General features: G+C 51.0%; 26 protein-coding genes and 2 pseudogenes. 4 read left to right on the top strand and 24 right to left on the bottom strand.

The genetic code is table 11. The features are described 5' to 3' along the window. Positions 1-295 precede the first annotated feature (295 nt). From V8I28_RS00410 to V8I28_RS00400, 3 genes are all read right to left on the bottom strand, one after another. Complete coding sequence (locus tag V8I28_RS00410) at positions 296-661, bottom strand: winged helix-turn-helix transcriptional regulator (protein ID WP_341778160.1); 366 nt, start codon at positions 659-661, stop codon at positions 296-298. A 36-nt stretch (positions 662-697) separates the two neighbouring features. Beyond that, positions 698-1,195, bottom strand: coding sequence for an HD domain-containing protein (locus V8I28_RS00405; RefSeq protein ID WP_341778159.1), 498 nt, complete (start codon positions 1,193-1,195; stop codon positions 698-700). Between the two features lie 128 nt (positions 1,196-1,323). Then, positions 1,324-2,094 (bottom strand): TrmH family RNA methyltransferase, encoded by a 771-nt coding sequence (locus tag V8I28_RS00400; protein WP_341778158.1) that lies wholly within the window; start codon positions 2,092-2,094, stop codon positions 1,324-1,326. 200 nt (positions 2,095-2,294) lie between these two features. Between V8I28_RS00400 and V8I28_RS00395 the strand changes: the two genes are divergently transcribed. Together V8I28_RS00395 and yidC are read left to right on the top strand one after the other, a co-directional pair. Further along, a complete protein-coding gene (locus V8I28_RS00395) occupies positions 2,295-2,570 on the top strand; it encodes an acylphosphatase (protein ID WP_341778157.1) in 276 nt (91 codons plus the stop codon). A gap of 110 nt (positions 2,571-2,680) precedes the next feature. Continuing rightward, a complete protein-coding gene (gene yidC, locus V8I28_RS00390) occupies positions 2,681-3,595 on the top strand; it encodes a membrane protein insertase YidC (RefSeq protein ID WP_341778156.1) in 915 nt (304 codons plus the stop codon). Between the two features lie 223 nt (positions 3,596-3,818). Here the strand turns inward: yidC and V8I28_RS00385 are convergent, their stop codons facing one another. The 3 genes from V8I28_RS00385 to V8I28_RS00375 form a co-directional block, all read right to left on the bottom strand. Next, positions 3,819-4,223, bottom strand: coding sequence for a YxeA family protein (locus V8I28_RS00385; protein ID WP_341778155.1), 405 nt, complete (start codon positions 4,221-4,223; stop codon positions 3,819-3,821). A gap of 157 nt (positions 4,224-4,380) precedes the next feature. Beyond that, positions 4,381-6,039, bottom strand: a complete 1,659-nt coding sequence (locus tag V8I28_RS00380) for a HAMP domain-containing sensor histidine kinase (protein ID WP_341778154.1) — start codon at positions 6,037-6,039, stop codon at positions 4,381-4,383. Then, positions 6,036-6,722 carry a response regulator transcription factor gene (locus V8I28_RS00375; protein ID WP_020090053.1) on the bottom strand — a complete coding sequence of 229 codons (687 nt, stop codon included), beginning with the start codon at positions 6,720-6,722 and terminating at the stop codon, positions 6,036-6,038. The genes V8I28_RS00380 and V8I28_RS00375 overlap by 4 nt, the downstream gene beginning before the upstream one ends. 416 nt (positions 6,723-7,138) lie before the next feature. On the opposite strand from V8I28_RS00375, the gene adhP reads away from it, so the two are divergent. Then, positions 7,139-8,155 carry an alcohol dehydrogenase AdhP gene (adhP, locus tag V8I28_RS00370; RefSeq protein ID WP_341778153.1) on the top strand — a complete coding sequence of 339 codons (1,017 nt, stop codon included), beginning with the start codon at positions 7,139-7,141 and terminating at the stop codon, positions 8,153-8,155. A gap of 306 nt (positions 8,156-8,461) precedes the next feature. Here the strand turns inward: adhP and V8I28_RS00365 are convergent, their stop codons facing one another. Then, entirely contained in the window at positions 8,462-10,921 is a 2,460-nt protein-coding gene (locus V8I28_RS00365; protein WP_341778152.1) for a phosphoketolase family protein, read from the bottom strand. 566 nt (positions 10,922-11,487) lie between these two features. Further along, positions 11,488-12,294 (bottom strand): annotated as a pseudogene (locus tag V8I28_RS00360) (GGDEF domain-containing protein). Positions 12,295-12,970: 676 nt separating this feature from the next. Here V8I28_RS00360 and V8I28_RS00355 point away from each other — a divergent pair. Next, positions 12,971-14,326 (top strand): FAD-dependent oxidoreductase, encoded by a 1,356-nt coding sequence (locus V8I28_RS00355; protein WP_341778151.1) that lies wholly within the window; start codon positions 12,971-12,973, stop codon positions 14,324-14,326. A 94-nt stretch (positions 14,327-14,420) separates the two neighbouring features. Here the strand turns inward: V8I28_RS00355 and V8I28_RS00350 are convergent, their stop codons facing one another. From V8I28_RS00350 to infC, 16 genes and pseudogenes are all read right to left on the bottom strand, one after another. After that, positions 14,421-15,071: a matrixin family metalloprotease gene (locus tag V8I28_RS00350; RefSeq protein WP_341778150.1), complete on the bottom strand. Its 651-nt coding sequence runs from the start codon at positions 15,069-15,071 to the stop codon at positions 14,421-14,423. 490 nt (positions 15,072-15,561) lie between these two features. Then, a pseudogene (locus V8I28_RS00345) lies at positions 15,562-16,199 on the bottom strand (HAD family hydrolase). Positions 16,200-16,222: 23 nt separating this feature from the next. Continuing rightward, a complete protein-coding gene (locus tag V8I28_RS00340; protein WP_341778149.1) occupies positions 16,223-17,038 on the bottom strand; it encodes a Cof-type HAD-IIB family hydrolase in 816 nt (271 codons plus the stop codon). A 139-nt stretch (positions 17,039-17,177) separates the two neighbouring features. After that, positions 17,178-17,366: a 50S ribosomal protein L32 gene (rpmF, locus tag V8I28_RS00335; protein WP_168900507.1), complete on the bottom strand. Its 189-nt coding sequence runs from the start codon at positions 17,364-17,366 to the stop codon at positions 17,178-17,180. A 67-nt stretch (positions 17,367-17,433) separates the two neighbouring features. Beyond that, positions 17,434-17,988 carry a DUF177 domain-containing protein gene (locus tag V8I28_RS00330; protein WP_341778148.1) on the bottom strand — a complete coding sequence of 185 codons (555 nt, stop codon included), beginning with the start codon at positions 17,986-17,988 and terminating at the stop codon, positions 17,434-17,436. 73 nt (positions 17,989-18,061) lie between these two features. Then, a complete protein-coding gene (locus V8I28_RS00325) occupies positions 18,062-19,210 on the bottom strand; it encodes a nucleotidyltransferase (RefSeq protein ID WP_341778147.1) in 1,149 nt (382 codons plus the stop codon). Positions 19,211-19,212: 2 nt separating this feature from the next. Continuing rightward, positions 19,213-19,956 carry a class I SAM-dependent DNA methyltransferase gene (locus V8I28_RS00320; protein ID WP_341778146.1) on the bottom strand — a complete coding sequence of 248 codons (744 nt, stop codon included), beginning with the start codon at positions 19,954-19,956 and terminating at the stop codon, positions 19,213-19,215. Beyond that, positions 19,953-20,315 carry a ribosome silencing factor gene (gene rsfS, locus V8I28_RS00315; protein WP_341778145.1) on the bottom strand — a complete coding sequence of 121 codons (363 nt, stop codon included), beginning with the start codon at positions 20,313-20,315 and terminating at the stop codon, positions 19,953-19,955. Before rsfS ends, V8I28_RS00320 begins: the two co-directional genes overlap by 4 nt. A 58-nt stretch (positions 20,316-20,373) precedes the next feature. After that, positions 20,374-20,979 carry a bis(5'-nucleosyl)-tetraphosphatase (symmetrical) YqeK gene (gene yqeK / locus V8I28_RS00310; RefSeq protein ID WP_341778613.1) on the bottom strand — a complete coding sequence of 202 codons (606 nt, stop codon included), beginning with the start codon at positions 20,977-20,979 and terminating at the stop codon, positions 20,374-20,376. Then, positions 20,969-21,601, bottom strand: a complete 633-nt coding sequence (locus V8I28_RS00305; RefSeq protein WP_341778144.1) for a nicotinate-nucleotide adenylyltransferase — start codon at positions 21,599-21,601, stop codon at positions 20,969-20,971. The genes yqeK and V8I28_RS00305 overlap by 11 nt, the downstream gene beginning before the upstream one ends. A 14-nt stretch (positions 21,602-21,615) precedes the next feature. Then, on the bottom strand, positions 21,616-21,939 hold the full coding sequence (gene yhbY / locus V8I28_RS00300) for a ribosome assembly RNA-binding protein YhbY (protein ID WP_341778143.1): 324 nt from the start codon (positions 21,937-21,939) through the stop codon (positions 21,616-21,618). A gap of 6 nt (positions 21,940-21,945) precedes the next feature. After that, positions 21,946-23,088 (bottom strand): ribosome biogenesis GTPase YqeH, encoded by a 1,143-nt coding sequence (yqeH, locus tag V8I28_RS00295; RefSeq protein ID WP_341778142.1) that lies wholly within the window; start codon positions 23,086-23,088, stop codon positions 21,946-21,948. Continuing rightward, on the bottom strand, positions 23,069-23,611 hold the full coding sequence (locus tag V8I28_RS00290; protein WP_341778141.1) for a YqeG family HAD IIIA-type phosphatase: 543 nt from the start codon (positions 23,609-23,611) through the stop codon (positions 23,069-23,071). Before V8I28_RS00290 ends, yqeH begins: the two co-directional genes overlap by 20 nt. Before the next feature lie 616 nt (positions 23,612-24,227). Further along, positions 24,228-24,587, bottom strand: a complete 360-nt coding sequence (gene rplT, locus V8I28_RS00285) for a 50S ribosomal protein L20 (protein WP_057735409.1) — start codon at positions 24,585-24,587, stop codon at positions 24,228-24,230. A 70-nt stretch (positions 24,588-24,657) separates the two neighbouring features. Then, entirely contained in the window at positions 24,658-24,852 is a 195-nt protein-coding gene (rpmI, locus tag V8I28_RS00280) for a 50S ribosomal protein L35 (RefSeq protein WP_341778140.1), read from the bottom strand. A gap of 53 nt (positions 24,853-24,905) precedes the next feature. Then, positions 24,906-25,427 carry a translation initiation factor IF-3 gene (gene infC / locus V8I28_RS00275; RefSeq protein ID WP_341778612.1) on the bottom strand — a complete coding sequence of 174 codons (522 nt, stop codon included), beginning with the start codon at positions 25,425-25,427 and terminating at the stop codon, positions 24,906-24,908. Positions 25,428-25,472 lie beyond the last annotated feature (45 nt).

Below are 25,472 nucleotides of genomic sequence, written 5' to 3'. Positions count from 1 at the left end.
AAAGGCTCCGTCCCTTAAACTAGGGACGAAGCTTCGCGGTACCACCCTGATTCAGTTAGCTCCCCAAAGGTTGCCAACCACACTCAGAAGTGATAACGGTCACTCACCGGAAAATCATTCATCGTGTCGCCACGACTCCCGATTACAACTCAAGAACTGAATTCACCCAGTAATTTGAAGTTTGCTTCCAGTCTTGGCAAACTCTTCCTGACAAATTGCACCGGCTACTGCTTTTCTATCATCGTTTTTAAATTATTACATGTTATAGACTAGCCGACTTTTAAACGACTGTCAACTACTTCTGGTCTTCCTCGGTTGGGCAAGACCACTTGTCGGACCACGCATGAACCGCGGCCATGACATCCTTAAATTCTTCGCCCTTCGTGGTCAACTCGTATTCGATCAACGAGTTGTCCGGGAAAGTCCGCCGAACGATGACGCCGTTAACCTCAAGTTCCTTAAGACGTTCGACCAAGACCCGGTCACTGCAACGGGGTACCTTACGGGCGAGGTCTTTAAATCGTTGGGGCCCCTCGTGGAGGAGCACGTCAATGATGAGACCATTCCACTTCTTCCCAAGGAAAGAGAAGGTCTGTTCGAACCGCGGACAGAGTGAGAAATCAACTTTCTCCGCCGGCTTCTCTGATGACATCATTTGCATGTTAATTCTAGCCTCCCATCTAAGTTTCGAGCGAAACTAGGCGTTAGGCGTAAGCTTTTCAACGAAGGCTTGGACGTGCTTGCGAGTTGGTCCAAAGAATTCATGAACGGCTTCGTAATCATCAACCAAGGAGACGATGGCACTTTCCCGATACTTCGGCATTGCCAGCGTTGCACCCCACATGTGCTTCAAGATAATATCCTTTTCCATCGGGCTCAGGTCGGTCAGCTTTTCAGCGTTCCGCAGGGCCACACGCGGATGAATGAAGGCATGGGAACCCAAGTTGAACTTCGTCGTGCGCCAGTCATAATAGAATAGATCGTGTAACAAACCACCCCGTGCGGTGGCCCGGGTATTCAAGCCAAGTTTCTTTGCAACTAAATAACTGTTATAGGACACCGAAATAGAGTGTTCCAAACGGGTTGAATGGTGATGCTGGGTATAATTCGCCAGGCGTTGAACCGGCTCCTTTTCCAACAAATCAGAAACTAAAGCGAGGTACTCGGGGTCATCACGCCAAGTAAGTTTGGTCATAGAATGCTTCCTTTTCATTTAGAATTATGATTTTTAGTCTTTCTCAATTACCCTATATCATACTTCCTTTTAAAGAAAAAGCAATGAAAATGTCCTGAAAATCGGTCTGATTTACCGTTTCTTAACGTTCAACCGACCAAACGGAACATGACAATCCCCGCTGCAACGGCAACGTTGAGCGATTCCGCCTGCCCCTTAATCGGAATGTAAAGATTTCGTGTGGTTAATTGCTGGAGGTCCGGCGCCATGCCATTCCCCTCGTTTCCCATCACGATGGCCCCAGCACTCAGGGGCGCCACGTCTCGGTAATCCTTTGCCTGGGGATCGAGGTTCGTCCCGTAGACCGGCAACTGCCGCCGGGTAAACGCGCTAATCCAGTCGTGCAGGTCGCCTTCCACCAATTGAACGTGGAACTGACTGCCCTGCATGGACCGTAAGACCTTCGGCAGAAAGCGACTCGCACTCCCCAAGCCCAAGACCACGCCGGTCAATCCCGCCGCATCGGCCGTCCGAACCATCGTGCCAATGTTGCCGGGGTCCTGGACGTGATCCAAGAACAGCCAGGTTCCCGTGGCCGTGGCCGGGTCAATCGCCGTCTCATCGGGGATCGGGGCCGTAGCGAAGATGCCCTGCGGTGTACTGGTGTCTCCCAGGGTCTGGGCAATGCTGTCGGTTAATTCGAAGACGTCGACGGTCGCCGGAAAAGCCGCCTCGTGCGCGGCCAATTGCTCCGCGGTCCCCATGATGGCGGTCAAAGGAAGCTCGGCCTTCAAGGCTTCCTGAACCAGGTGCCACCCCTCCAATAAGTAGGACTGCGTGGCCCGCCGCCCCTTCTTCGAAGTTAAGGCCCGCCACTGCTTGACGCGCTTGTTTTGACCCGACGTTATTTTTTCTCTCAAGTTAATAGCCTCCATCTCAGCCGCATTTATTCATTTATATATAGTAGAAATCCGTTTCATTAAACGCTGACCTAACTTTAACCGTCAGCGTGGGGTTAAACCCCGCCACAAGTTGCACGGTTAATTTTACCATATCACTAGGCACTCGCGGAACTTCGCGGTATGATTAATCTAAATTTCCACATGAGGGGGAACTTTTTGTGATCACGCAACACATGTTAGTCACCGGCCAGGTTCAGGGGGTGGGCTTTCGCTGGTCCGCCGCGAAGTTGGCCCGCCAATTGGGCGTTACCGGAACGGTTCAGAATTTGCCCACGGGACAGGTCGCCATCGTCGCCAGCGGGGATGAGCCCCAACTAGCCGACTTCGCCCAGCAAATTAAGCGGGGCGTCACCCCCTGGGCGGTGGTCCACGACCTCAAGATAACCGCGGCCCGGACGCAACGCTTCAGCGATTTTCGCATAATCACTAGATAATCATTTGAAAATCAACACCAAATCAAGTAATATGTTTGATGTTAGCGGCGTTTCTGCCGTTTGGGGGCGTGCGCGCTCTACGTTTTAAATACAAAGGGGTTCAAAATTAAATGAAAATCTCCAAGAAAGTCACGGTTACCGGTGCTCTAGCGGCCATGGCCCTCGTCCTGAGCGGCTGTGTGCAGACCAAGAACGGTAAACCGTACGGCTTCGTCTACGACTACTTGGCCGTTCCCGGGCAACACGTTATGGATTGGCTGGCCCAAATCTTTGGTAACAGTTATGGCTGGGCCATCATCGTCCTGACGGTGATCGTCCGGATGGTGCTGCTCCCCGTCATGGTGAAGCAGATGCGCAATGCGACCGTCCAACAAGAAAAAATCTCCATGGTACGACCACAGATGGCCGCCCTACAGAAGCGCCAGAAGGAAGCCAAGACGCCGGAAGAACAATCCGCTGCCGGCCAGGCCATGATGGCCATGTACAAGGAAAACGGCATTAGCATGACCGGTGGAATTGGCTGTTTACCACTGTTGATTCAGATGCCCATCTTCGCCGCCCTCTACGCCGCGATTCGGTATTCACCGGAATTATCCAGCGCCGTGTTCTTCTCGATTCCATTAGGGAAATCCAGTTGGATTCTGGCCATCCTGTCCTTCCTGTCTTACCTGCTTCAGGCTTACCTGTCTATGCTGGGGATGCCCGAAGATCAGAAGAAACAGATGCGAATTACGCTACTTCTTTCCCCAATGATGATTCTCTTCTTCACGTTGAGTTCACCAGCCGGGTTAGGCCTCTACTTCTTCGTGGGTGGGCTGTTCGCCTGTGTTCAGACGTTAATCATCAACTTCTACCGGCCTAAGATTCGCCGGGAAATCAAGGAAAAGATGAAAGACCGGCCCGCTCCGGTGATTGAACCGGTCGTTTCCAAGCCCGCAACACCGGCGGCCAAGGCCCAAGCCAGTGCCACGCAACAAAAGAAAAACCGTAACCGGAATGCCGGTAAGCAACAACGGCATCATTAATTCAATCTCAAATGACTACGAAAAAGCTCTCAGTCGCGATGACTGAGAGCTTTTTGGCGTTTAGCGGTTATTAACCTCTTTGATTGCTGATATTTTCCATCACCGACTGCAAACCCTGTAGCTGCGCTTATTGGCTATAACAATCGGTATGCTTGTATTTAGCAAGTATCAGGCTAATTTGAGACAATTGGCCATTCAGGTTCAGCGCCTGGCACCACACGCTTTACGACATCAACAAATTCTGCCGTACGCCACTGGGAACATCGGCTTTATCCACGGCCTCCCAGGTCTCCACGTTTTGCCCCTTCGTGGTGATCTTTAGATAGTGATGGGGCTTCAGCACCCATTGCGATTCGAAGTGGAGCTTGCGGGCTTCCCCACGTTGATTATAGGTCTGCATCTCGTAGACGTATTCGTGTTCACCGCCCCCACCGATGTAGTGACGAATGGGTTTAACGGTAGTCTCGGCGTAAACGGCCTCCGTCTTGACCGCCGGATTCACGTTATCAATGGCTAAAGCCAACTCCGAACCCTGGTTCTTGGTCAGGTTGGGCGTAATCACGGCGCCGGCGCCCAGCAACACTACTAATCCCCCACAAAACAAGACAAACTTCAGTAAAAATTTCATTTTAAAATTTCCTCCCCGTATCGGTTAACTACTAGAGTAACTAACTAGTTATCTTAGAATACCCGATGCCCCTTAACCTGTCAACCACCAAAATCAAAATCAACCTAAAAACCCCCACAGAACGCTGTCCGTTCCGTGAGGGTTCTCTTGCTAATCTTTAAGATTTTGATTTGGTTGGATCTTCGTGTTCGGACGCCGTCTGGTCTGGAGAATCCTCCAGCAAGGCCGACTTGATCCCCGGAATCCCAGTATCGTTAGCCTCGGCCTGCGCACGTTCCTTCTTTTCATTCAGCACGCGGGCATCCTCATCCGATAGAATCGGCAGGGAAATCCGGAAGACGGACCCGTAGCCCACGGCACTTTCAATGGTAATCTTCCCGTGATAGGCTTCGATCAGCCGTTTAGCAATCGCCAACCCCAGTCCGTTGCCACCCTTGGTCCGCGAACGGGCCTTATCAACCCGATAGAAGCGGTTAAAGACCCGGTCACGGTTCTCTTGGGAGATTCCCTCACCGAAGTCTTGAACGGCCACCTCGACGTTCCTAGAGTCGCTCTCGAAGGTCAGGTGAATTTCCTTCCGCGTCTGCGTGTATTTCACCGCGTTGTCCAGCAGAATAATCAGAATCTGTTCCAAGTGATTCCGATAAATCTGCGCCTGAACCGGCTGGTGAACGTCGTCATCGAGGATAAAGACGAAGTCCGGGTGAATCATCTTGAAGTTGTCGTAAACCTGTTGAACCACTTCACTGACGTTGGTGACCTCATTGGTGTAGTTCACCTCAATCTGTTCGGCCCGTTGCAGGTCCAACATTTCTTGAACCAGGCTCTTCATCCGCTTGGTCTCCTGTAAGGAAGCCTTGATGGATTCATCGAGGACTTCGGGATCATCCTTACCCCAGCGATCCAGCATCTCCATGTGACCCTGAATAATCGCCACGGGCGTCCGCAATTCGTGGGAAACATCCTCCACGAACTGCTGTTGCTGGTCCATGTAGCCCTGCGTCGTATCCAGCATGCCGTTGAACAGATTACCGAGGTCGCTGAGCTCATCCGTGTGGCGAATCTCCGGTACCCGTTTATCCGTCTGCGGATCGTCTCTAACGGCGTGAATCGTCTCGCGAATCGACTCCACTGGCCGCAGAAGAAATGACGCCAGAATATAACTGAGGATGGCGACCGCCAGCCCCGCAATCAAGCCCAAGACAATGGCGACCTGGAATAACTTGACCTGCGTGGCCCGGTAATCCTTCAGATTATCCGTCACCTGGACGTACCCCAGCAACTGGTCATTTTCCTTACTGTGAATCGGCATCCGTCCGACCAAGTGTTTGCGCTTATTCAGCGTGGTGACGGCGATATGTTGCTTGCCGACCGCCTTAAATTTAGCGGTGGTGTCCCCGGTTGAGAAGAGCGCCTTGCCCTGCGGATCGTACACCGTCACTGTCTGACTGTCCCGCGCTAGGGTCGTGACCACCGCGTTGTTGTAGGGCGCTCCCTGGTTGGAACCACTGGTCTCATCGGCCAGGACGTTCCGCGGCCGCAAGAGCTGATCAACCTGATGGTCCGTCAGCGTGGCACTCTGATTGCTCAGTCGCTCGACCACGACGTTTAACGAATCCGCCACGTGCGTTTTCTCCTGCCGCATCAGAACCGTCATAAAACTACTAAAAATTAAAATCACGATGGCCGCAAAGATAATCAGCACCCCAAAGGCCGTTGACAACGTCCATTCCCATTTTAGAGAAAAACGAAAGCCCTTCTTCTTCGGGGCTTCTTCTGCCTGCTTCTCGCGATCTTCTAGATTGATGGCTTTCACGAACGCATCACGTACCCCGTGCCCCGGACCGTCTGAATGTAACTCTTCTGGCCGGCCACATCAATTTTATTCCGAAGATACCGCACGTAGACATCGACCACGTTGGTTTCCACTTCGGATTCGTAACCCCAGACCTTGGTCAAGAGCACGTCTCTGGCCAAGACCACGTTGATGTTTTCCATCAAGGCCAAGAGCAGTTCGTACTCGCGCTTGGTCAGATTGATCACTTCATCGCCCCGCCGCACGATCCGGTTTTCCTTTTCAATGGTAAGGTCCTTGAATTTAACGGTCGTCTGCTTGGTGTTCTTCTGTTCACCTTCCAGATGAATCCGCCGTAATAAGGCCCGCACCCGTGCCAATAATTCTTCAATCGCAAATGGCTTAACAATGTAGTCATCAGCCCCGTGGTCTAACCCCGATACCCGATCGATCACGGAGTCACGCGCCGTCATCATGATGATCGGCGTACTCTTGACTTCCCGCACGCGCCGGGCCACTTCAATTCCGTTAAGTTCTGGCAACATTAGGTCCAGCAAAATAACATCGAAGTCTTGGGATAGCGCTGCTTCCAGCCCCGTCCGACCGTTGAACTGCACGTTGGTCTCGTAGCCTTCGTGCTTCAATTCAAGCTCGACAAAGCGGGCGAGATTTTTTTCATCTTCAATAATTAAAATTCGACTCATTGCGCTTTAACTCCTCTGACTAATTAAATGCGTCCACCACCAAACAAATCCATACCGGCGGCGGGCGTCCGTTATTCATTTCAACATTTAATTTTATCATAGTTTCTCATAATTGTATGCGAAAACCACCAGTCGCCTCACATTTATCCAATTTTTACGTTATTGGCCAGCTGATTTTCAAATTGGCTATCAATGACAACCGGTTGCATACAATTTGACAATCTGCTTTTGAAAACCCTTCAAATTTTTTCTTTCACATTAGGCCGTTTAATCAACAATCCAAGAAAGCGACCATTGTCGGCTTTGAACAACGGATCACATATTAAGTTTTTTGTTTTTGTTCACATTTTCACTTGAAATTGAGTGAGTTTTTAGTATACTAGGCATTGTAGAAAAAAGAAAAGGGGTTTTTTGAAATGAAAGCTGCTGTTATTCGCGATTCAGTTGACGGTTACGTTGACATTAAAGATGTTACCTTACGTCCCATCACCCATGGTGAAGCCTTAGTTAAGATGGAATACTGTGGTCTCTGTCACACCGACTTACACGTTGCCGCTGGTGATTTTGGTAAGCAACCGGGCCGGATTATTGGACACGAAGGTGTTGGCCGGGTTATCCAAGTTGCCGACGACGTTGAAAACTTAAAGATTGGTGACCGTGTTTCGATCGCTTGGTTCTTCAAGGGCTGTGGCCACTGTGAATACTGCCTGACCGGCCGCGAAACTCTTTGCCGGAACGTTAAGAACGCTGGCTTCACCGTTGACGGTGCCATGGCTGAAGAATGTATCGTTGATGCCAACTACGCCGTTAAGGTCCCAGAAGGTTTGGACCCTGTCGAAGCAACTTCCCTGACTTGTGCCGGTGTTACCATGTACAAGGCTTTGAAGACTGGTGAAACGAAGCCCGGCCAATGGGTTGAAGTTGTCGGTGCCGGTGGTTTAGGTAACTTGGCTATCCAATACGCTCACAACGTCTTCGGTGCCCACGTTATCGCCGTTGATGGTAACCCTGACAAGTTAGCCGCTGCCAAGAAAGACGGTGCTGAAATCTTAATCAACCGTCATGACGGTGATGTTGCTGAACAAATCCAAAAGAAGGTCGGCGGTGTGGATAACGCCCAAGTTACGGCCGTTACGAAGGACGCCTTCACCCAATCCGTTAACGCTTTGAAGCCAGATGGCAAGTTGGTTGCCGTTGCCTTACCTCAAGGTGATATGGAATTGAACATTGCCAAGACTGTTCTGGATGGTATCTCAGTTCGTGGTTCCTTAGTTGGTACCCGTCAAGACTTAGCTGAAACCTTCCAATTCGGTGCTGAAGGCAAGGTTCACCCTATCGTTCAGACTCGTCGTCTTGACGAAGTTAACGATATCATCGATGAAATGAAGGCTAACAAGATCGTTGGCCGGATGGTTGTCGACTTCACTAAGTAATCATTTCAAAAACTTCAATACTTCCAAAAACCCCACGCTGCCGTGAAAGCGTGGGGTTTTGTTGTGGGGTGACATCAATTGGCTATGAGATGACTGATAGCCTGACACACGTCTAATAATTAACCGTAGTGAAATCAAACTGAAGAGATGGCCCACCCTCGATTTCTCTGAGAGCGACCTCTCTTTCACTTTTTGCAACCGAAAATCAAAAAACTAAAAATTTCTGGGTCCATTTTTTAGTTCTACCAAAAAGAGGGTCACCTCCAATTGGAGATGACCCTCTCTGAAAAATTTAGTAAGAAGAAATTACTTCTTCAATGGACTCCAAGCCCACTTCGTAAATTCTTCAATATCATGACCTTCGTCACGGGTAACCTTGAAGTGCTTAGCTAAGATGTCATCCATCTTCTTGTCGAAGGCCTTTGCGGCAGCTTCGTCAATAACACCCTTAGCAGCTAAGGTGTTCGCAGCATCCTTGGCTTGGTGGAACCGGTCTAATTCGGAGTATACACGCATGTCGTAAGCAGTCGTGATATCACCGTCTTCACGGTAACCATGAACGTGCAAGCCTAAGTGTTGACGTTCGTAGAAGAAGGATTCGATCAAGTCTTCGTAACCGTGGAAGCCAAACAGAACTGGCGTACCAGATTGACCGAAGAGTGACGTGAATTCAGCATCGCTCAATGCACGTTCGTCGTTCAGAGGGCCGTTCTTCTTTTGAAGACGTTCCAATTCAACAACGTTAACGTAACGCATCTTAACGGCTGGGAAGGCGTCGTTGATCAGGCTAAGAGCAGCCAGAGTTTCGATGGTTGGTTCAACACCGGCAGAAGCAAAGACGATATCAGCATCTTCACCTTCGGCAACAGTGGAAGCCCAATCGATAGTCTTAACACCCTTAGTAGCCAATTCTTCGGCTTCATCAATAGAGAACCATTGTTGACGAGGTTGCTTAGAAGCAACGATGTGGTTCAACTTTTGACGGTCGTTGAAGGCCCGGTTAAATACAGCCAAGAGCGTGTTCCCATCGGCTGGAAGGTACTGACGGATAAAGTCAGACTTCTTTTCAGACAAGTGGGTTAACATACCTGGATCTTGGTGGGTGTAACCGTTATGGTCTTGTTGGAATACAGTTGAAGTAGAGATCAGGTTCAATGATGGGTAATCATTCCGCCATGGTTCTGCAGCGGCCTGACGAATCCACTTGAAGTGTTGCGTGGTCATTGAGTCAACAACCCGCAAGAATGATTCGTAAGACGTGAACACACCGGTACGACCAGTCAAGGTGTAACCTTCAAGCCAACCTTCAGCTTGGTGTTCTGATAATTGGGCATCCAAGATACGACCTTCAGGAGCTTCGTATTGGTCATTTGGTTCCTTGACCTTACTCATCCATTGACGGTTCGTAATCTTGAACATTTCCCAAAGACGGTTAGACATCGTTTCATCAGGACCGAATACACGGAATGATGATGGGTTCTTCGTGGCAACGCCGGCGAAGAAGGTTGACAGAACGTTCATGTCCATGTTCCGGTTACCATCTGGTAATTGCGTCCCACGGTTGTTTTCGTTGATGTCGTTAGCGAAGTCTTTCCAGTTAGGTAAGTCAAGCATGGCTGGCTTTTCGCCACGTGCACGACCACCGTTAGCAACTGGGTTAGCAGCCATCCGCTTGTCACCCTTAGGGGCAAAGTCAGCGACTTCTGCCTTCAATGAACCATCCGTGTTGAATAATTCGGCTGGCTTGTATGAGTTCATCCAAGCTTCGAATTCTGGTAATTCATCAAAGTTGTTTTGGCTCAAGCCAAGCGGAACTTGGTGAGCACGGAATGAGTTTTCAATTGGTTCGCCGGCTGGGTTCTTTTGAGGACCGCCCCAACCCTTTGGCAAACGTGCGATAACAACTGGCCAAGCGGCGATTTCACCGTCTTGGTACCGGCCGTTTTCACGGGCGTCTTTTTGAATTTGCTTGATGTCAGCGATAGCTTGGTCAAATAACTTAGCCGCCTTTTCGTGGTAAGTCATGTAATCATGGATATCGTCGTTTTCGAGGAAGCGTGGTGACCAGCCCAAACCTTCGAAGAACTTCGCGATCTTGTCATCGCTCATCCGAGAGAAGATAGTTGGGTTGGAAATCTTAAAGCCGTTTACGTCAAGGATAGGTAATACGGCACCATCGTTCTTAGGGTTCAAGAACTTGATGGAGTTCCATGCCGTCATAGCAGGACCCGTTTCAACTTCACCATCACCAACTACAGTAAATGCAATTTGGTCTGGGTTGTCTAAAACGGCACCAGTCGCATGGGAGAGAGAGTAACCAAGTTCCCCACCTTCGTGGAGTGAACCAGGCGTTTGTGCAGTCATGTGGGACCCAATTCCACCTGGGAATGAGAACCGCTTGTACAGACGAGCCATACCTTCGAGATCCTGAGTAATTTCAGGGTAATCTTCAGTGTAGGTACCGTCTAAGTAGGCGTTTGTAACCATAACTTGGCCACCATGACCGGGACCACCGATATAGAACATGTTCAAGCCGTACTTGTTGATTAAACGGTTGGCGTGGGCGTACAGGAACGTTTGTCCTGAGATCGTACCCCAGTGTCCGATAGGCTTAACCTTAACGTCTTCTTTTTTGATTGGTGTGTTCGTTACTGAGAACAATGGGTTGTCCTTCAGGAAGATCATACCACCGGAAAGATACGTTGTAGCACGCCACCAGGCGTCAACCTTTTCCAAGTATGACTTGGAATCGTAATCTACTGCCATGAATTTTACACTCCTTCGTTGAATAACATCCTTCTAAACAATTAACGTAAATCATTAGAGGTTAATTTTGTACTTCTTCATCATACTAAATTCTATCGAAAAGTCAACCTTTTTGTAAATTGATACGGTCCAATTTAGCAAAAAATGATTTACAGCGTTAAAATCCTGACGTCCATTGCCCGATTGTGAGCTGGCGATTAGTCAGGGAGCATTGCGACCATCCCCGCCGCTGTAGGATTTTGGTTAAAATCCACGAATCCCTATTCAGTCGATTTTAATTTTTCACAGTCAACGGCCAGAATTTCAAAATTGGAAAAAACAACGTGAAAAAAAGCGAAATTTCCCTAACACAAAACAGACTTTGCGGATGTTCGAGTTCATTTTCATCCGATGAGAGTCCTCCAGATTGTCAGGTCACTTTTCATTAAACAGTCTACCAAAGGAGCGGGAATTTCCCTACTGTTATGCTTCACTTTTCGTAAACTCTTATTATTTTTATCATGAAAGCCCTTCATTGACAAAAAGGAGCCCAGACCACCGTCTCAGCTCCTCAATTTCTATTTAACTTAGGCCACCGTAATCTGCTTACGACCGTTTCGCTTGGAGTGGTAAAGGTTCTGGTCCACCCGATTGTAGAAGTCCATGGGCGACTGATCCCCCGTCAGCACGGATGAAACGCCGAGCGACAGCGTGACCTGAATCTTCTGGTCCCCCACGGTCACCGTCAGCCGATTGACCGCCTCGAAGATTTCGGTTGCAATCTGACCGGTCTGTTCCAGCTCGTAACTCGGTAGTAAGATATTAAATTCCTCGCCACCCGTTCGATACAGCTAGAGCTTCGGATCGTTTCTGGCCAATACCCGCTGGGCCGTGGCTGCGACCTGCTCTAAGACGGCATCCCCCGCCGAGTGACCATAGGTATCGTTAACCCGTTTGAAATGGTCAATGTCGAACATAATCATCGACAAGGGCTGGCCCGTCCGCAAACTATCCTTGAAGAAATACTTTACCGAATCCGTATAGGCCGAGAAATTCCGGGCCTTAGTCAACGTGTCGTGGCTCGCTAGCCGAGATAACCGCGCCTTCAACTCCCCATCGTGCGTCAACATATTCACGTAGGCGTAAAGTAAGAGCTCGAAAATGACCAAGTACAGCCATTCCTGCTGAAAGGTCGTCCAGCTAAAGTGGAACTTCAACTTCATCCATAGCCACAGCAGGCCACCGAACGGAATGCCGACCCCCATGTAGACCAGCCACGCGTGGCGTTGGTCGTGAAACCGCACGCGAATCCAGTTCATCACCATGAAGAAGAGCACCAGCGTGATGGCGTGCCCCCACGACTGCCAATACCGGATCGAATCGTCAAAAATCATGTATACCAGGACGATTGGCGGGAAGATATACGCCGAAAGATGAATATTTAGAAAATACGCACAGAAAATCACGGCAATCAATTGAAAGTTCATAAATTCCCACGCGATGGGTTTCCCCAACACGGGAATCTGCATGGTGAAGATAAACACCAAGATGTAAATTACGCCGTACCATGCGTTTAGCACGTCATCGGCGATTGCCACGTGTCGGCGGTGACACCAGGTATCTAGCCAATTAAAGGTGACCCAATATAAGGTGAAGACACCTAAGATAAAGAAAATACTCGAAACAAATGGTGGAACCTGCCACTCTGACCATGTCATGGTGAAACCCTTCTTCACTCAAAGATAGATGCTAACGTTGCATCAAAATGTTTAAGATTTAACACTTAAATTAATTAACACTTTATCCACTCAATTATGCCAAAGATTACTGACAAAAATCAACTGACCTGTGTATCTTTTCACCATATTTACTTTACCAGATATTTTTCAGTCCGCAAAACCAGTTCATCACCGCGAATTGACCAGCCCGTCTAGCCAAGCACCTCAGGTTGTCCCGTTGTTTTTTGACAAAAAGTAAGTATAATTTATTATGATATCGATAGTTTTGAATGGAAACTGATAACATGAAGTATATACTAACCTAATAAACAGTAAAAGGGAAGGCCATTGTATGAAAGTCATTATTGTTGGGTGTACGCACGCCGGAATCGCCGCGGTCAAGCAGGTCTTAAAGAACTACCCCCAAGCCGACATCACCGTCTACGAACGACAAAAGAATATTTCTTATCTCTCGTGTGCCACCTACCTCCACATCGAAGGCACCGTCCGCTCCCTCGCGGACACCTTCTACGCGGAGCCCGCAGATTTCACGAAACAAGGGGTCCAGATGAAGATTCAGTACGACGTCATCTCAATCGACGCGCAGACCCACACGCTAGTGGCACAGAACCTCTTAACCAAGGAAAAGTCCACGGACACCTATGACAAGCTTATCATGGCAACGGGATCGCTGACGGCTATCCCCGCCATCGTCGGCATCGAGAATCCCAAGGTTCGCTTATGTAAAACCTTTGACCAGGCCCGGGATCTCTGCGCGGCGGCGAATGATTTTCGCCGGGTCGCCATTATCGGTGGGGGCTACATCGGCGTGGAACTCGCCGAGGGTTACGCCCGCACCGGCCACGAAGTCACGCTGATTCAAAAGCCCGACCGCGTTCTGGACGGGTATCTGGAACCCGACTTGTCGCAATCCGTGGCCGACTTGCTCACCAGCCACGGCGTCCACGTGCTGACCAACACGCGGGCTACCCGGTTTGCCAACACGGCCGACGGTGCCCTAGCCATCACCACCACGCAGGGCGAATTCACCGTAGACATGGCGGCAGTTAGCGCCGGTATGTTGCCGCAAACCGAATTACTCTTCGGTCAGGTCAAGATGACCAAGAACGGGGCCATCATTACTGATGACTACATGCAAAGCTCCGATCCGGATATTCTGGCCGCCGGCGACAATGCCGTCATTCACTACAACCCGACCCACACCGCGGCCTATTCGCCGCTGGCCTCCCATGCCGTTCGCCAAGGTGCCCTGGCCGGAATGAACGCCTTCGAACGCCGGGTCCGGACCATCGGCACCCAATCCTCGACGGCGGTACTCATCTTCGATCACACCATCGCTTGCGTTGGGATGACCGTTGCGGCTGCTAAAGCCGCCCGCTTCAACGTCGCCAGCATTCGCTATCAGGGCAGTTACCGCCCCGACTTCATGCCCGAGGCCTACCAGGTGACGATCGAACTCGTCTACAATCGGAACAACCGCCGCATTTTAGGGGCCCAGCTAATCAGTAAACACGACGTTTCTCAGGCGGCCAATACGATCTCCACGCTAATGCAGAACAACGCCACGATTGACCAACTGGCGCTGGTCGATATGCTCTTCTCGCCTAACTTCAGTCAGCCCTTTAACTACTTGAACCTAGCTGGCCAAATGGCGGTCGCACAGGAAAATGGGTATCAACGGTCCTAAACGGAAACAGTCTTCGGACGTTAATCGGCAAGTCCTCATTAAAAACAACCACCAAAGGCGGTGAGATTTCCCAGAGAAATCTCACCGCTTTTCATTAGCTTTGGTGGGCGTATAACACCTTGAGGGTCTTCGTATCCGCCGCAGACAAGTGTAGATGGCCCTGATCATAGGGATACATCACGGACTGGCGACTCTTACTATGGTCGAGTCCCACCGCGTGTCCCAATTCATGAACGGCCACCGAGACCCGAATTCCCGCCTCGGGATGGGCTAAGTTAAGCCCGGCACGCGCACGATTAATCGTGTACGTCCCCAATCCGACGTATCGCCGAATCTCCGGTCCCCCTTCACCGAGCTCTAAAAAGGTCGGATGAGCGCCGTCCTCGCTGCGATTATAGGTGTAAAGGGTAATGCCATTTTGCCGTTGCCGCGGTCGTCCCGCCACCAATCTCACGATGCCCGTCCGATTATAGACCGCAATGGCATCTTCAAAGATGGGCCGGACGTTGAGCGGCACATCGGCCGCAAAGTGGTAATAGTACGTGGTCTTCAACGGATGTTCCGCGGCAATCTTTTCCACTGGTGTCCCCGCTTGTTCCCGACTCCCCGGTAACCGCGTCTCCAATTGGTGCATGACCCGATTGACGCGTACGCGCGTGAACGCCCAGTTCCGGGTCCCCCCCACCTGCACGATACCCAATAGGCTCAAAATCAGTAACGCTAACAGTATCCGTCGCTTCCACATGCTTTTGTGTCTCCCCTTTTAATTCGACTATTACTAGTTTAGCGGTCTTGTATACGGAACCCCAGCTAAACTTGTTCCGGCAGTCAGTTTTAACCGGGAGGTCGATTAGGTTTGACAATCCAATTATGAACATCATTATATTTTAATGTTAAAGCTAATCTCCACGGGCCTGAATCCCCTTCCCGCCCAACGGTGAGAATTCGATAATAATTCCGTTAGTTTCCGATTTTACGACGATTTTTGTTTAAAAAAAGAGCTCGGACGTCCACGTCCAAACTCCTGACTTTAACCTTTATCGTTTACAATTTCGTCGTGGAAAGTGGTCGCCTTACCATTCGCCAAATAGGGGTTGGGTCGCGGTGGGCAAACCGGAAGCCCGTCTTTTAGGCCGGAGGGGTCCCCACCATAGCAGGCGGCTCCTGGTTTCACCAATTTAGCGGACAGAACCCCGGCGACCCGGGGATCAACGCGTCAATTCTACTTTCAACCTTTAGATTTTCAGTAGATCTTGCGGCCGGTCGAGCAGATAAGTTGGCTGCTCGGTTTTCACCGCGGCCGGATCGGCGGCCCCCCACAGCGCTCCCGCCGTCGTAACGTCGGCGTTATGCCCCATTTGGATATCGTACTTGGCGTCCCCAATCATCACGCTGGACTGAGGGTCCAAGTCGAAACGAGACAGCAGATTTAACACGCCATCCGGGGCCGGCTTGTAGTGGTCCACCTGATCGGAGCCACAGACGGCCGTGAAGAACGCCGCCATATTCGCCTGCGAAAGATTGCGCTGCAACGGCACGGAATGCTTGCTAGAAACCACATAGAGGCGCTTACCGCGGCCCGCAATTCGGCTAACGTCGCCGTCATACCGGCAAAGGGGCGAATCCCCGTTTGCTCGGCCCGTTGATACTGTTGGCGAAGTTCGGTAAATAGCGCGGTCAATTCGCTGGTTGACAGCGTTACGGTCGCCATTTTGGCAAATGATACCTCGATGGGGACACCCATATACCCTACGATGGCCGCTCGCGTTGGCACCGCAAGGCCGCAAGCACGGTAGGCCGCCTGAGTCGCGAGCACCGCCACCTGACTCGAGTCGGCCAACGTGTTATCAAAATCAAAAAAGAAATTATCCATCCCACACCTCGTTTGGTCGCGTCCTAGATCAACATCAACGCGGATTGAATCGTCGTCAAGACCCCGTCGTGTTCGTTGTCCACGCTGGTCACCCGCGTGGCGGCGGCTTGAACCTCGGCCGGCGCATTGCTCATTGCCCAACTATGCCGCGCATATTGGAGTAACGGCATGTCATTGGCGCCATCGCCAAAGGCCATGATCTCATCGGCCGCCACATGCCAGCGTTCGGCCAGCCACTGAACCGCTGGTAGTTTGCCCACATTAGCCGCGACCACGTCCACCACGCCGTAACCACTATCATGTGCTCGTAATTGCCCATCGAAGTAGGCATTCAGGTCGGCCACTAACTGGGCCCCTTGCCCCGGCGCCGTGGAAACACTGATCTTCTTAATCCGGTCCGTAACGGTACTGAGGTCGGCCACCTGGTGCAGGTTATCATAGAACTTCTCGGCTGCATCGATCAGAACCTGGGGCGCACCCGTTTCGGTGTAAGACCCCTGCTGACCGACCAAAATGATGTAGGCCGACTTCAGAAAATCTTGGTGCCGGTCAACGGTCACGAACTGCCGAACTTGCGCGGCACTCAGGCTCCCATCAAAGACCTGTTGGCCCTGCAGATAGATCGAGGCCCCGTTCTCGGCCACAATCGCCAAATTATCGGCTAAGACCTCATGAAATAATTTTTCCAAATGGGTAAACTGATTCCCGGAGGACAGCACCAGGCGAATTCCCCGTTGCTTCAACGCCGCCAAGGTCTCCTTGAACAGTGACTGATTGAAAGTCTGGTCATTGTGCAGCAGCGTCCCGTTTAAATCGGTCGCGATTAATTTAATTGCCAAAATTTCACTCCTCAACTTTTCGTTAATGTCGTTATTATACCTTTTTTCCCGAAGTTTGCCTAAAGCCTCGTCCGCTCGACGACGCAAAAAAGCTCCCAGAAGCCGCGGACTTCATGGGAGTTTTCTTGACTAAATTAAATTAGTTGTTTGCGTTCTTAACCGCAACGACCTGACGGCCATCGTAGAAACCGCAACTTGGGCAAACCATGTGTGACTTACGTAATTCACCACAGTTTGGGCAAGGGGTCAAATTAGGCGTCGTCAACTTAATGTGACCACGACGCATAGCTTTTTTCGTCTTAGACGTTTTCCGTGCTGGTACAGCCAAAGAAAACACCTCCTTCAAATAAAATTATATCCACTAGTGAAAAAATTTTTAAGGCTTACAAAGGCGATTATTGATCATCCTGATCAGGGAAGAAATCCTTTAACTTTGCAAGACGTGGATCAACTGATTGATTTTCCTTCTCAACCGCTTCAAGGTTCTCTTCGGAAACGACCTCCCAGTCTTGACCGGTCGGCATCGCTTCGCCTTGTTTCTCGGCGTCAGAAAGAATGTGCATCGGAATCTGTAAAATAATGTTATCCCCGACGGCCTTGTTTAGATCAATCTGGTCATCGGTCACCACCATCACGACATCGGTCTTTTCAAATCGCTGCGTGGCGGTTGGATCGGAAACATAGAATTCCGTCATTTTGAAATCAACGGGTAAATCGACCGGTGCTAGAGACCGGCTAGACGGCACCGTTAAGTCCGCCTTAACTTGCGCGACGATCACGACATCACCGCCACCAACTACGGAGGCGATACCCTTGGCGTGAACGGGTCCAATATCCAGAACCTCGTCGCCATAACGTTCCATTAAATCCGCCTTTAAATCCAAGGTTTCATCGAACATCAATGGATCGTTTCGGTGATTCTTTCGCAGTTCGGTCAACGACCATTTCATCGCAATCCCTCCAATGCAACGTGATAAATTATACCTGTCAAAAAATGTGATGTCAAGGTAATTTCCTTGATAGTCACTTTGAAAGCGTTATTTTTACGGGAATCCGGCCATAATCCTGGGGAATCCCAGTAATCAGCGTCCGCAACGCCCCTAACCGATCGTCGAGGGCGCCCGGGCCGCGTTGCCAATCGCGGTCAGCGCGACTCACCAGCGGGAGGGTGACCTGCTTCTTAATCTGATGCAGATAGCGCTGACCCGTGGGCGAATAGCCTAGGACCCGTAAGTACTGCGGCGTCACCTGCATCTCCGCGGGCTTCATTTGCCCGAGTAGATAGGTCGACTGCCGCTGTAAGCGCGTGTAGGTGTAGCGCTTGGTCTTGACCGCGTGCATGAAGTCCGCAAACGTCGCGCTGGTCAAAGCCGCACGCTTCAGGCGATACTCCACACCCTCCGTCAGCTGATAGAGCTGGCGGAAGTCGGCCACATCCCCACTGACCAGCTGATAACGCAGATACGGCCAGAAATCGACCCAACTGGTCAACTGAGCATTTTGCAGGGCCGCCAGTGTGGTGGCCGGTACCACGGGCGCTACGGCCGACCAGTCCCCGGCCAAGGCCGCGGTACGAATCGCCGTGGCACTGGCAAATTGGCTAGCCGCCGCAATCTCGGCATCGTTGTGCTGACTCCCCTTGCGCGCGAGAGCCAATAAGTCCAGCGGGTTGCCCTGCCGCCGATTGGCCAACGCGTAGAAGAAGCCTAGGATATCATTCGCCGCATTGAGGGTAATCCCCGTCTGCTCACGTAGGTAGCCCTGAAACAGCGAGGCGTAGGTCTGATCGAAACGTTTAAACGTGGCCGGATCTCTGGGAAGATTGGCCATTAGCCGCTCGTAATCCATCTCGGGATGCTCACTACCAAAGGCTAGCCAGCGACAGCGCAAGGCGGCCACCAAGGCCACACCTCCGGCCGCAAACAGGTGGGCCGGCTGGACGGCCATGGCGGTGGGCAATTCCACCACCAGGTCCACACCACCATCAATGGCGGCCTGCGCGCGTTGCCATTTATCCATGAGGGCCGGTTCTCCGCGTTGAACCCAATTGCCACTCATCACCGCAACGACCACCTCGGCCCCCGTCAGCTGTTTAGCCTGGCGGACCTGGTACGCATGCCCGTTATGAAACGGATTGTATTCCGCAATAATGCCTACCGCCTGTAAAGCCATGCCTACGCCTCCCGCGTAACCTCGAAGAACCAGCGCGTGGTCTCCGGCGTCACATCCGCTTCACCAAAGTCCGCACTCACCCGTTTAAGCGTCAAACCCGCGTGCTTGAGCGCCGCCTGGTAATCGGCCAAGATGTAAGTCCGCTCGTGATGGAGCTCGGTCACCTTGTGGTAATCACCAGTCTCCTCATTTTGGGTGAAGAAGGTCAGGTCATGTTCGGCCGCATGCGGCTCGTCTTCGATACCATAGCTGGTCCAGATAAAGGCCCGCGTGTCATCGACGTAATTATACATGTACCCCGGATAAACGTCATCCGTTTGGTGCGGCGTAATCACGTCGAACAAGAACTTCCCACCAACGGCCAGATGATCGTGAACCTGCCGGAAGGCCGCCGTAACCGCCGCTAGATCGGGCAGATAGCAGAAGGAATCCGCAAAGCAGGTAATCGTCTGGTAATCGCCAATCATCGTCAGATCGAGCATGTCACCGGCCATCAGAGGCATCGTCACCTGGGCCTCCTCGACGTGTTTAGCGGCCAGCGCCAACATTTCCTCGGAGAGGTCCAGGCCACTCACCTGATAGCCACGTTGGGCCAGTAAGACCCCCAAACGGCCACTCCCACAGGCGAGGTCCAGAAGTTCCCCGTCGGTGGGTGCAACCCGTTGGGCGACAAAATCCAGCCATTGATCGTACATGGCTGGATCGAACAATTCGTCGTAAAGCTCGGCAAAGGACTGATAAATCATGCTTCGGCCTCTACCCATTGCGTTAGGTCAACTTCTGGGGCATCGGACCACAGCTTCTCTAAGTTGTAGTGGCTCCGTTGTTCCTTCTGGAAGACGTGAACAATAACGTCGCCTAAGTCAATCAAGATCCAGTTGGCGCTATTCTTCCCTTCGACGTCCTTGATGGCCACGCCCTGTGCACTCACTTGGTCTTCGACTTCATCGACGATAGCTTGAATCTGCCGACTGGAGTTGGCGTCCACAATCAGGAAGTAATCGGCCATCAGGCTGACCTTCCGCATATCTAAAGCGGTCATATCTTCCGCCCGCTTGCTTTCTGCAGCTTTGACTGCAATTTCTAAGACTTGTTTGCTATCCATGCAAGTACCCCTCTCATTGTTTGAAACTCTGATTATTTTAATGTTAAATTCGGCTGGCTTACCGCTGATACCGCGGTACCCAGGCATTAAAGGTCGCTAGTGACTTGGGGTAAACGGGCAAACCGTTCTCCACCAGGTATAGGAGCGTGTGTTGCGCCTGAAAGGCCACGCCAGCACCCAAATCCTTGGCGGTAATCCGCCGCGCCTCATCGACCCCGGGAAAATCACGCGCGGGTTCGATGTAGTCGGCCATGTAAACCACCTGTTCGAGCGGCGTCATGTAGACATCACCGGTCGTGTGATGCCGGACCGCATTCAAAATATCTTCATCGTAAATGTGCAATTCTCGTTTGATCAGTTCCGCGCCGACCACCCCGTGCCAGATGGCATTGCCGTAGTCCAGCAATTCCGGGTCGAGTCGGTAGGCCTTGATGGCGGCAATAAAGTCGTCATCGGACCGCTGCTTGGCGTAATCGTGCACCAAACCGGCGATGCTGGCCCGTTCGGCGTCCACGTTATTCTGAGCCGCCAATTCCAAGGCGGTCTGTTCCACGCGCAAGACGTGGTGGAACCGCTTGGGCCGCAGCTGTTTGGCCAGCTGATCGACTAATTCCTGACGCGTGCCAGGGAAGATATTCGCATGATACGTTAACTCAGTCACGATATAACAGATGCTCCTTTATATAAAGATCCACCATGGTCGGTACCAAGTAGCGGACCGATTGTCCCCGTCGAATCTGATCGCGAATCATGGTTGAACTAATCCCAATGTTGGGCACGTCCACCCACAGTACCGGATACGGTGATTCGCGGGTAAACCCTTGACGACAGACCCCCACGAACTGAACCAGCTTGACCAATTCATCGATACGGTACCACTTGGGCAAATAAGCCACCATGTCCCCACCGATGATAAAATAATACTGATTCTCTGGGTGCTCACGCGTCAGCTGAACCATCGTGTCATAAGTGTAACTCTTCCCGCCACGTTGCACCTCGGTCAACTCCAGCTTAAACAGCGGGTTGTCCTTAATGGCGGCTTGCACCATGGCCACGCGGTCGGCGGCCGGAATGGCCAGCTTACGGTCAACGTGCGGCGGCTCGGCATCGGGCATAAAGAGAACCTGGTCAAGTCCCAGTTGGGTGGCAACTTGATCGGCAATCACGAGGTGCCCCAGATGTGGCGGATTGAACGTGCCGCCAAGAATACCAATTCGGCGTTTCTTAGCGGTGGCCTGCATCTGAGTCGCCACCTGCGTACTCGTTTGCTCTGCGATTTTTACCACGACTGCCAGACCTCCTAGATATTTTCAACGACTGATGAAATTCTTTGGTTTTCCTCATCCGTTGCGGGACGGTAAAGTACCAGGACCCGACCGATTGTTTGAACGACCTGAATGTCCGTCCCCTGTTCGATAAAGTCCTTGGTTTCTGCCACCGTGGCTTCCGCACTCTGTTGGAGATTGATCTTAATTAATTCGCGTTTTTCCAAGGCACCGGTCAATTGATCCAACCAGGCCTGTGTTAAGCCATTCTTACCCACTGAGAATAAGGGGTGCATGGCGTGTGCGTGAGCACGTAAATATCTCTTTTGTTTCCCTCGTAACACGTTGTTTTCCTCCATTATTGTCTAAATCATTGCGCGCCGGACCAATACGCCGACGCCTGCAGGTGCCCAACCGGTGACATTAACGCCGGCCGGGACGGTAATCCAACCCAGTCCTTCAAAGACCAGGTCGCTCTTAACCGTGGTTTTAAATTCATGCGCAACCAACGGTGGAAAATCGTCCTTGTTTTCGGGTTGCGGTGGCGTCAACAGTTGTCCCAATTGACGTTCATAGAAATCGTCCGCATTTTCCAGCTTGGTTCGATGAATGTATAGATTATTTTCGAAATAAGCGATGAAGCCACTCTTGGGCCCCTTCACGTAGTCAAACCGGGCAACCCCACCGAAGAACAAGGTCTGCTGGTCGTTCAACTGGTAGGTCTTGGGTTTAATCTGTTTCTGCGGCGCCACAATCTTGAGGTCCTTGCCATCCAAGAAGTGAGCCATTTGTTGATTTTGAATGATGCCGGGGGTGTCGACCAAGACGTGATCGTCATCCAGTGGTAATTCAATCTTATCCAACGTGGTCCCTGGGAACCGCGAGGTCGTAATCAAATCCTTGACCCCGGTGTTTTGCCGGATAATTTGGTTGATTAACGTTGACTTCCCAACGTTAGTCACCCCAACCACGTAGACATCGCGGTCACCACGATACTTGTCGATCATGGTTAGCAGTTGGTCCACAGACTGGTTAGTCTTCGCGCTCAGCAACGTCACGTCGATTGGTCGTAAGCCTTGTTCGTTGGCCCGTTGCCGAATCCAATCCTTTAATTTACTGCGCTTCAACGAACTTGGCAGCAGGTCTTCCTTGTTTCCCACCAGCAAGATGGGATTATCGCCCACGAACCGGTGTAAGCCGGGAATCACACTCCCATTGAAATCAAAGATGTCGACAACGTAAACGATCAGCGCGTTAGCATCCTGAATCTGGGTCAACAGATTTAAGAAATCGTCATCCGTCAGACCGACCGGCACAATTTCATTGTAGTGCCGCAGCCGGAAACACCGCTGACAGTACACTTCTTCTTTTTCTAACCCCTTGTCCAAGGCCGACTGCGGCGTATAGCCGGGAGCCGTCTTGTCTGTTGTCTGAATCTCCGCTCCACACCCAATACAGTGCAAAGCCTCACCGTCAATCAAAACGGGTTCAGTGTGTTTTTCGTTCATTAAGATCCTCCTGCCAAGTTAGTTCTGGGTACGCACGTCGCAAACGCCACATGACGACCTTTTCCAGTAAGCGATTGCCCTTCGTAATCCAAGCATCCGACTTTAAAATCGGCTTCACCAGGACACTTCGGACACCACTCCGATGTGCCGAAAGGACGTCGGTCATGAGCTGGTCGCCCACCATGATGGCTTCCTCGCGGCGTAAATGCCACCGCCGCAACGCCCGCCGAATCCCCCAAGTCAACGGCTTGAGGGCCCGGTGAACGTACGGCAGATTGAAAGGCGCCACGGCTCGGTCAACCCGCGCGCGGCTATTGTTGGACACCACAATGACCTGGATACCGGCCATTTCTAACATCGTTAGCCAATGCCGTAATTCAGGTGTGCCATCGGGATTATTCCATGCAATTAAGGTGTTGTCCAGGTCGGTCATCACAGCCTTAATGCCGTGAGCTCTTAACTGATCCGGTGTCAAATCGTATATATTTGTAACCATCCACGTTGGTTTGAATGCGGAAACCATGCGGGTGACTGCCCCCCTTCGTCCGTTTGCCGTTACCGGCTGTCTAGCTTTTCATTATACGCAATTTTCGCAGATTTTACCACTCGTAAAGGCCGAGAATCTCCGGAGAAAATCCGTTAAAATTACCAGCCTTGCGCCGTTGCGGTTGGTAGCGGTTCACACCATACTTTTAATATCTCATGAGCTGTTCTTCATAATTGAACCATGCAGAACAGTTGAGTTCCTACCAATTCTAATAATTTTGCCCATTTCGGGCGGCCGCTCTCAAAGTTTTCTGTTCCGGAAATTGGCGGCTTCTGAAACGTGTTCGGCAAGGCAGGTCCCTGCGCTTAGCAAGCTAAGTGACTCCTGCCCGGCAAAGCCGAACTCATCAAACACAAGTAGTTTCAGCCACTTCGGGCGGCCGCTCTCAAAATTTTCTACTTCAGAAACTGGCGGCTTCCGAAACGTGTTCGGCAAGGCAGGTCCCTGCGCTTAGCAAGCTAAGTGACTCCTGCCCGGCAAAGCCGAACAGAAGCCCCTTAGCTCCCTAATGCTCAGAACCTAAGCGCCTTGCCTCTCACTCTAATAAAAAAGAACCCCGCTTATCAGCGAAGTCCTTCTTCCATTAACTGAATTAAGCAGCCAATGCAGCCTTAGCTTGTTCTGCTAAAGCAGTGAATGCAGCAGCATCGTTAACTGCCAAATCAGCTAACATTTTACGATTAACATCGATGTTGGCTAACTTCAAACCGTGCATCAACTTGCTGTAGCTCAGACCGTTCATCCGGGCTGCGGCGTTGATCCGGGCAATCCAAAGCTTACGGAAGTTACGCTTCGTAGCTTTACGGTCACGGAAGGCGTATTGACGGCCCTTCATGACTTGGTCCTTGGCAACCTTAAATAAACGGTGCTTTGAACCACGGTAACCCTTAGCTAACTTTAAAACCTTCTTACGACGTGCGCGTGTAACAGTACCGCCTTTAACTCGTGGCATAATCTTTTCCTCCTAAATCAATTCAAACATTATGTCGACATTTCGTCGACCCGAAAAATCTACGACTAGCTTACTTTTGTAACAATGAATGGTAAGTCTTCAAAGTCGTTTCGTTCATCATCCGGGTACCACGAAGGTTCCGGCGTTGCTTCTTGGTCTTACCGTGGAAACGGTGAGACGTGTAAGCATTGGCACTCTTGATACCGCCCTTGGCAGTTACTTTGAAACGCTTAGCTGCGGCGCGGTTAGTCTTCATCTTTGGCATAATACGTAATTTCCTCCTTAAATCGGCAGCTGATGCTACCCAATCAATTCACATTATTTCTCTGTGATGGGCGAAAGCATCAGGAACATGCTCCGACCGTCCATCTTAGGCCGTTGTACAACCGTTGCGACATCCGCCGTTTCAGCTGCCATACGATTAAGCACTTCGCGACCAATGTCCTTATGGGTAATTGCCCGACCCTTAAACCGGATTGAAACCCGAACTTTTTCACCCTTAGCCAAGAACTTCTTAGCGTTCTTCAGCTTGGTGTTAAAGTCGTTGGTATCAATGGTAGGACTCAAGCGAACTTCCTTGACACTGACCACTTTTTGCTTTTTACGCGCTTCGCGTTGCTTCTTTTGCAACTCGAACCGGTACTTCCCGTAGTCCATGATCCGGGCTACTGGTGGCTTAGCTTTCGGTGCAACCAAAACTAAATCGAGGTTAGCGTCTTCGGCGATCTGTAAAGCTTCGCGCTTGGTCTTGATACCCAATTGCTCGCCGTCACCAGCGATAAGCCGTACTTCACGTGCTCGAATTCCCTCGTTGACAATCGTGTCGTTTGCTATGGTAATCCACCTCCAAAATAATCTCCGAGAACTGCAGAATCTCACCCACAA

This window comes from Levilactobacillus sp. HBUAS70063, assembly GCF_038374745.1.
Lineage (GTDB): Bacteria > Bacillota > Bacilli > Lactobacillales > Lactobacillaceae > Levilactobacillus.
The sequence above is the reverse complement of the archived record's forward strand: the minus strand, read 5'-3'. Positions and strand labels throughout refer to the sequence as shown.